This is a genomic window from Pseudomonadota bacterium (genome assembly GCA_010028905.1).
GTDB lineage: Bacteria > Vulcanimicrobiota > Xenobia > RGZZ01 > RGZZ01 > RGZZ01.
In genome coordinates this window covers 1-1,478 of the sequence record RGZZ01000784.1, presented here as the reverse complement: position 1 = coordinate 1,478, position 1,478 = coordinate 1, and the positions used below count along the sequence as shown (strand labels likewise).

Annotated in this window: 2 protein-coding genes; both read right to left on the bottom strand. The window is 63.2% G+C overall.

Annotated elements, in window-relative coordinates:
• The coding region (locus tag EB084_25285; GenBank protein ID NDD31578.1) for a DUF47 family protein at window positions 1-616 on the bottom strand (616 nt) is incomplete at its 3' end.
• 68 nt (window positions 617-684) lie between these two features.
• A partial coding sequence (locus tag EB084_25280; GenBank protein NDD31577.1) for an inorganic phosphate transporter occupies window positions 685-1,478 on the bottom strand: 794 nt, incomplete at its 5' end.

The window sequence follows — 1,478 nt, the reverse complement described above, 5'->3', positions numbered from 1 at the left end:
AGCCGTGCTTGATGATGATCGACTCGACGAGGTCGCAGAGGTTGTCGCACTCGTCAACCGCATCTTCGAGGCTCTCGTAGATGTCTTTCCATTTGATTACGTAGAGCGGATCGGAACCTGCGACGAACAGACCTCCAAGCGCCTCGCGATAGACGTGGTCGGCCTTCTTCTCGAGGGTTGCCATCTCCTTGCGCTGCGCCGAGCAGTCTTTGAACGATGGCAGAAGGCGGATCATCTCGGCCGCGCACTGCGAAGCGCGCGCCAGCACGTCGATGAGGACAGAGCAGGCCTCAGGCAGCGTATCGGGGGCGTAGACCTGCAAGCGCAGCGTCAGGGCGTGCACCCGCCCGAACGCGCACGTGATGTGGGCCGCAACCGCGTGAATGTCTTCGCGGTCGATGGGGGTCACGAACGTGGCGTTGATCTGACGCACGATCTCGTGGCGCATGTCTTGTGTCTTGGTGTCGAGCGCCTCGAGACGTGCGAAGGCGGGAGAGGTGGGCGACCAGCTCCTGCCAAGCTCTTGCAGGACGCCAGTAGCTTCGACCGTGTTCTGGATGAGGCTCTGCAGGAGGTCGAAGAACTTCTCTTCTTTGGGAAGCAGGCTGAATTTCATGGCTCACTCGTTTTCGTTGGATTCAGGTCTCCTGCAGGCAGGAGAGGCCTGTGGAAAGGGGGTCTGAGTCACTGGAGCTCGGGGATGAAGGGTCTGAGCGCGAGCACCATGATCGCGGAGACACTCGCGGCGGCGGGTACAGTGACGAACCACGCGCCGAGGATGCGTCCCGCAACCGTCCAGCGCACTGCGGTAAGGCGGCGCGTGGCGCCCACTCCCATGATGGAGGCGGAGATGACGTGCGTTGTGGAGACCGGCATGCCCAGCCACGCGGTGGAGAAGAGAATGCCAGAAGCGGTCATCTGCGCTGCGAAGCCGTGCACGGGCGTCAGCTTGGCGAGGTTGCTGCCCAGGGTCTTGATGATGCGCCAGCCCCCTGCAGCCGTTCCCAGCGCCATCATGAGGGCACAGGCGAACTTCACCCACATGGGAATGGCGAAGTCGTGCTGTACGTGTCCCGCAACGAGGGCGAGGGTGATGATGCCCATGACCTTCTGAGCGTCGTTGGTGCCGTGGGCCAGCGAGAGGGCAGACGCCGAGAAGAGCTGTCCATACTTGAAGCCCACGGTCATGTCGTGCGGGCGAGCCCGCCGAAAGGCCCACATGATGCCGGCCATCACCAGAAAGCCTCCGACCAGGCCGAGGCATGGGCTCACCAACCCTGGCAGCAGCACCTTCTGCCATACGCCATCGTGCCACATCACGGCATCGAATCCGCGAAAGATGAGCGCAGACCCCACGAGCCCCCCCACCAGTGCGTGGGAAGACGACGACGGCAGCCCCCACCACCAGGTGAGCAGGTTCCAGGTGACGGCCCCCACCAGGGCCGTGAGGATGATGGCCTGGTTGTCAACCAGGTGGG